The 6,144-nt window shown below is 72.2% G+C and carries 3 protein-coding genes; all 3 read left to right on the top strand.

The genetic code is table 11. The features are described 5' to 3' along the window. Positions 1-1,943 precede the first annotated feature (1,943 nt). Positions 1,944-2,999 (top strand): septum site-determining protein Ssd, encoded by a 1,056-nt coding sequence (gene ssd / locus ACFP1K_RS40755; RefSeq protein WP_380763904.1) that lies wholly within the window; start codon positions 1,944-1,946, stop codon positions 2,997-2,999. A 5-nt stretch (positions 3,000-3,004) separates the two neighbouring features. Beyond that, positions 3,005-4,144 (top strand): TadA family conjugal transfer-associated ATPase, encoded by a 1,140-nt coding sequence (locus ACFP1K_RS40750; RefSeq protein ID WP_380763902.1) that lies wholly within the window; start codon positions 3,005-3,007, stop codon positions 4,142-4,144. A 459-nt stretch (positions 4,145-4,603) separates the two neighbouring features. Continuing rightward, positions 4,604-5,224, top strand: coding sequence for a type II secretion system F family protein (locus tag ACFP1K_RS40745; RefSeq protein ID WP_380763900.1), 621 nt, complete (start codon positions 4,604-4,606; stop codon positions 5,222-5,224). Positions 5,225-6,144: the final 920 nt, after the last annotated feature.

The following is a 6,144-nucleotide window of genomic DNA, read 5'->3' as shown; positions in this document are numbered from 1 at the left end:
CCCTCCCCAGCCCGATCGTCCGGACACTCCCCACCCCCGTCCCCCACACCACCCGATCACCCTGGGTGAGCACGGGCGTGACGTCCGTTTTCCGCACACTTCCAGTAGCCACACCGCTACCGCAGAAAAAAACCCCTGAAAATCAGAGATTGCTTCTCGACGAAAGTTGAGTTCATCGGGCACCATACGTTGGTGTCCACCTGACTGAGGCGTAGGCGACCGGGTAATGATTTCACCCAAACTCGCCACCCCCGAAAGCTTTCTTCGGAAACGGGCCCGGCTCTACCCCCCCGGAGCCGGACCGCAAGGCGACCCCCGCTCTCCCCCCCGGCGGGGGTCGCCCTTTTTCTCCCCCTTCCGCCCCCAAGCGAACTCCCCGCATACCCCCTGGGTCGCTCTCCCCCCCCAGCGCCCCCGGGCCGCTCTCCCTCGGGGCCTCTCCTCCCGGCGCGCTTCGCCCCCCGGCGCTTCGCCCCCTGCTCCGGCCTCCGCGCTCCGGCCTCCGCGCCACGCGGCCGCTCCCTCGCATCGGCGCCGAGACGGCGGGACGTGGTACGGCGAATCCGGCGCCGTCATACGGTGGGCAACCCGGCGTACGGTTCCCCCCGGGACATGGTCCTTGCCGAGGGCGCGCTCCGCGCAGAAGCCGCAAGGGCTGCTTTCAAGCGGGGGACACCCCCGCACCCCCCGGCCCTGCCGGGTTCATTGTTCCCACCGCATCCCCCGCTCCCGTCTCAGACGTGCCCCCACGCCACCCACAGATGTCACTTCTCCGGCGCCGACGCGGCCAGATCCACGTACGGCGAATCCGGCGCCGCCGTACGGCGGCAACCTGGCCATCCGGGCGCCCGGGGACATGGTCCTTGCCGGAGGGCGCGCTCCGCGCGGAAGCCGCAAGGGCTGTTCTCATGCGGGGGACACCCCCGCACCCCCGGCCCTGCCGGGCTCATCGTTCCCACCGCACATTCGGCTGAGACATGCCCCCACGCCACCCACAGGTCAATCTTCCGGCGCCGACGCGACGAGATCCATGTACGGCGAATCCGGCGCCGTCATACGGTGGGCAACCCGGCATACGGGTGCCTCCGGGACATGGTCCCTGCCGAGGGCGCGCTCCGCGCGGAAGCTGCAAGGGGCTGCTCTCATGCGGGGGACACCCCCGAACCCGCGAGCCTGCTTGCGTCACCCCTCTCCACCGCCCTGCCCTGCCCCTCACCCAGCCCCTCGAGCCTGCCCCTCGCCACTCTGTCCCCCACCCGCGATACCCCGGCAGCTTTTCGGCGCCGGCCGGTAGGACGCACTAGGCGATTCCGGCGGCGCCGTACGGCCCGCCCCCACGCCCCGGCGCCCCCGCGCTTCTCGGTCGCGTATCGGCGCAGGGGCGGCGGGACGAGGTACGGCGAATGCGGCGCTGTTCGGCGGACGGTGGTCGGCGTCGAGCCGATGGGCACGTCTTGGATCAAGCGGGCCTTCGTGATCCAACGAAGTCGGCCGCATCGCCCACCGCGTCGGATCCACTCCCTGCATCCCCGGTCGTTCCCTGCTTCGTCGCAGGGACGGTGGGAAGGGTACGGCGAATCCGGCGCCGTCCATACGGCGGCCAGGCAGCCTGTGGACCGTGGTGGGCGTCATGCGGCTCCTCTGGGTGCCCACAGAGGCCAGTTATCCACAGAACCGCACTCGGCCCCCGGGACGTTCGCGATCAAGGCTGGCGCGGCCACGCCGCTCCGCACCGCACAGCGCCCCCCGCTCCGTCGACGATCCCCGGTCGGCATAGCGACATCGGACGTGGCACAGCGAACCCACCAAGGTCGCACGCCGGCCGACCGACACGAGGCGATCGTCCCACCGACCCCCAAGGCCGGCTCGCGCCGAAAACGGGTTATCCACAGAACCGCGCTCGGCCAACCCGCGACCCCCGCGCCCGAGGCAAGGTCGGCCCCATGAACAGCACCCGCCCATTGGTGATCACCGACGACCAGGACCTCCTAGACGATCTGCTGAGGGTCGCCGCCGCAGCAGGCGTCGAGATCGACGTCGCCCACGCCGCCGCCCACGCCCGCCCCTTCTGGACACAAGCACCCCTCGTAGTCGTGGGCGTGGACGTCGCGGACGCGGTAGCGGCCACCGTCCCCCCGCCCCGCCAGGGAGTCCTCCTGGTCACCCGGGGAGCCGACGACCCAGCCGTCTGGCGCAGATGCGTCGCCGTGGGCGCCACCACCGTCCTCACCCTCCCGGAGGCGGAACGGCAACTGGTCGAAGAGTTCGCGGAGGCCTCCGAGCCAGCCGCCCGCTCCGGCGAGACGGTGTGCGTGATAGGCGGCCGAGGCGGCTCAGGAGCCACCGTCCTGGCCACCTGCCTGGCCCTGATCGCCTCACGCCGGAAACTCCGCACCCTCCTGATCGACGCGGACCCCCTCGGCGGCGGCATAGACGTGGTCCTGGGCAAAGAGCTGGCCGCCGGCGCCCGCTGGCCCGACATCGCCGAACGCGAGGGCAGGGTCAGCTACGCCGCCCTCCAGCGAGCCCTCCCCACCTTCGGCGACCTCACCGTCCTCTCCGGCCACCGCGGCGACCCCCCGGCGATCCCCGCCGAGGCGATGCGCGCCGTCCTGGGTGCCGCCCACCGAGGCTGCGACCTCATCGTCGTCGACCTTCCCCGCCACCTGACCCCGGCCGCCGCGGAGGCCCTCTCCCGAGCCGCCGTGACCCTGATCCTCGTCCCGTCCGACGTCCGAGGAGTCCTCTCCGCCGCCCAGATACTCCCCGAACTCCACAAACACACCCAATGCATCCACACCGTGACCCGCCCCGGCCCTCTGGCCCCAGACATCGTCACCCGTTCCCTCGACACCCCCCACGCCGGCTTCCTCCCCGACCAGCGCAACCTGGCCCAGCACCTGGACCGCGGCACAGCCCCGCCGCTCCGCCCCCAAACCCCTCTGGCCCGCTTCTGCAACACCTTCCTGACCGATCGCCTCATAGGGGAGCCCCGATGAGGCGGATGACCGTATCCCCCGAACTCGTGGAGGCCGTACGGGTCCGCCTCGCACGAGAGGAAGGCGAACCCACCGCGGCCCAGGTGGCGGCGGCGCTCAGAGCCGAGCGCGCGGTGCTCGGCGACGCCGAGGTGCTCGCCGTCGCCCGGGCGCTCCGAGCCGACCTGATCGGAGCGGGCCCCCTCGAACCGCTCCTCGCCCAGCCAGAGGTCACCGACGTCCTGGTGAACGGACCAGGAGACGTATGGGTGGACGACGGCCTGGGGCTCCGGCGCACCCCGGTGACGTTCGCGGACGACGGCGAGGTGCGCCGCCTGGCCCAGCGCCTGGCCGGGGCCGCCGGACGCCGCCTCGACGACGCCTGCCCGTACGTCGACGCCCGCCTGTCCGGCGGGGTGCGCCTCCACGCGATCCTGCCGCCCATCGCGCCGGACGGCACCTGCCTGTCGCTGAGACTCCCACCACGCCGCTCCTTCACACTGGAAGATCTGGTACCCGGCCCGGGCGCCGCCGCCCTGCGAGCCGTGGTCGCGGCCCGGCTGGCCTTCCTCGTGACCGGCGGCACCGGCACCGGGAAAACGACGCTCCTGTCCGCCCTCCTGTCCGTGTCCGACCCACGGGAACGTCTGGTCCTCGTGGAGGACTCCGCAGAACTACGCCCCGTCCACCCCCACGTGGTCCGGCTGGAGACCAGACCGGCCAACCTGGAAGGCGCGGGCGGTGTGACGCTCCGCGACCTGGTCCGGCAGGCACTCCGCATGCGTCCCGACCGCCTGGTCGTCGGCGAGGTGCGTTCACACGAGGTCGTCGATCTCCTGGCCGCTTTGAACACCGGCCACGACGGTGGCTGCGGCACCCTGCACGCCAACGCCCCGGTCGACGTGCCGGCCCGCCTGGAAGCACTGGCCTGCGCCGCCGGACTGCCCCGGATGGCGGTGCACAGCCAGATCGCCGCCGCCCTCGACGCGGTGATCCACGTGGTCCGCGACCCCGGCGGCGGCCAACGCCGTCTAGCCCAGATCTGCCTGGTCGAACGCCTCCCGTCCGGCCTCGTGGAGATGATCCCCGCCCTCACCTTCCCGCCCCACGACCCGCCCCTCCCGGGCCCCGCTTTCGCCACTTTCCAGTCCCGTGTAAGTGACTGAAGTGACGTATGAGGTTGTAGTGACCACACCAATTTTGTAGGGACCGAAAAAGGGGGGCGAATGCTCTGGCTGGCGATGGCACTCATCGCGACAGCGGTACTTCTGTGGACGGGATCCGACCAATCAGCCACCCGCCTGTCCGCGCTGACGCGATCCACCCGTACCACCGCCGGCGCGGCCGGCCCGAGGTCGGCACCTGCCCGGATGGCCGGCCCGCGGTCCACACCGGCCGGGGCGGCCGGCCCGGGGTCGGCACCTGCCCGGGTGGCCGGGCCGGGGTTAACACGGGCCGGAGCGGCCGGCCCGGGGTCGGCACCTGCCCCGGTGGCCGGGTCGCGGTTCACACTGGTCGGAGTGGCCGGGCCGGGGTCCACACGGCCCGGGGCGGGGGCGGCCGGGCTTGTCAGGCCGTGGCGCGATCCCGGCACATACGCTTCGTCCCTCCTGTGCCGATGCACCGTGGGAAGGTGGCTCACCGCCCGATGGGAGAAGGCGGCTGAGAGGTTCGGCGGAGGCGGCCAGGCCAAGGCGTGGCGCAAGGCGTCCATCGACCTCTGCCAGGGCATCGTGGCCGAACTCTCCACCGGCCGCACCCCGGGAGAGGCACTGGTACGCGCCGCGACCGGCCTCGACTGCCCCGACCCCCGGGTGCTCCAGCCCGTCACGGCCGTGGCCCGTGACGGCGGAGACATAGCCGTGGCGCTGGCCCGAGCGGCCCCCGCACAGGGCGGTGAGGGCTTCCTCCGCCTAGCCGCCTGCTGGCGCGTCGGCCCAGTAGTGGGCGGCGGCATGACCGCCCTGATCGAACGCGTGACAGCAGCCCTCCGCGACGCCGAGTCCCACCGCTCCGAGGTGGCCGCCCAGCTGGCCGGCCCCCGCGCGACCGCCCGCCTACTGGCCGCCCTCCCCGTCCTTGGCCTCCTCCTGGGCACCGCCTTGGGCCTCCACCCCCACACATTCCTCCTAAGTACCCCCGCCGGCCTGTCCTGCCTGGCCATCGGCCTAACCCTCACCGCCACCGGCCTCCTCTGGACCCACCGCCTGACCCTCCGCGCCACCACCACCCCGAGCCCTCAATGACCAGTTCCGGCCCAAGCCCTCCTATGGAGCCCCAATGAGTCCAGTACTCGCGGCCACCCTGGCCGCCCTCGCCGCCTGGGCATGGTCACTACCACCACGCGGCCCGGCACGCCTGGCAAGAATGCGAATCGGCCGCCCACCCTCAGACGGGCAGATCGCATCATTCGACCAAGGCGCCCCAACCGGCCGAGGATGGGCGAGAGCAGGGGCAGACGGTCCAGCCACACCAGCAGGCAGAAGACGGCGAGGCGTACGAAACGCGCCAACTGCCCGAGACGCACCGAGCGCTTCCCTGGCACCGAGCGCTTCCCTGGCACCGAGCGCTTCCCTGGCACCGAGCGCGTCCGTGGCGCCGGGCGCCTGGGACGCGTCAGACGGCAGGCACGAGGCAGACAGCCGAGCCGCGCCAGGGGCGCCTGCGATGCCGGAGGGCCGTGCCGGGCCGAGGGCAGGGACGGGTGTGCACGTGGCACTTGATGCCAAGAGAGAGCAGGCTGGCTGGGATCGACTGCGGGCCCTAAGCGGGTCGAGCGGGCGGGTGATGCCAGACGGCCGATACGGGATCGGCGGGCCGCCACCCGGGAACCTAGGTCGGCCGTTGCCCGAGAATCACAGCAGGGCACTGCCCAGGAGTCATGGTCAGACGTTGCCCGGGGGTCATGGTGGGGCACTGCCCGGGGGTCATGGTCGGGTACTGCCGGAGGGCCACAGTCAGGCGTTGCCCGGGGGCCTCAGTCGGGTACTGCTCGGGAACCACGGTTGGTCGCTGCCCGGAAGTCAGAGGCGGTCGTGGCTTGGGGGTCATGGTCGGGCACGGTTTGGGGAGCATGGTGGGGCAGTGTTCGGGGGTCATGGTCGGGCACGGTCGTGGAGTCATGGCGGGGCACGGTTTGGGGGGCATGGTGAGGTGCTGGCTGGGG

Origin of the sequence: Sphaerisporangium aureirubrum, from assembly GCF_042658925.1 — a bacterium.
GTDB classification, from domain to species: Bacteria; Actinomycetota; Actinomycetes; order Streptosporangiales; family Streptosporangiaceae; genus Sphaerisporangium; species Sphaerisporangium aureirubrum.
Note: the sequence above shows the minus strand (reverse complement) of the source record. Positions and strands in the feature narration are given on the sequence as shown.

What these genes read in the sequence shown, in the direction of transcription:
- ssd (WP_380763904.1), top strand. Translation starts at nt 1,944, where the DNA reads ATGAACAGCACCCGCCCATTGGTGATCACCGACGACCAGGACCTCCTA.
- ACFP1K_RS40750 (WP_380763902.1), top strand. Translation starts at nt 3,005, where the DNA reads ATGACCGTATCCCCCGAACTCGTGGAGGCCGTACGGGTCCGCCTCGCA.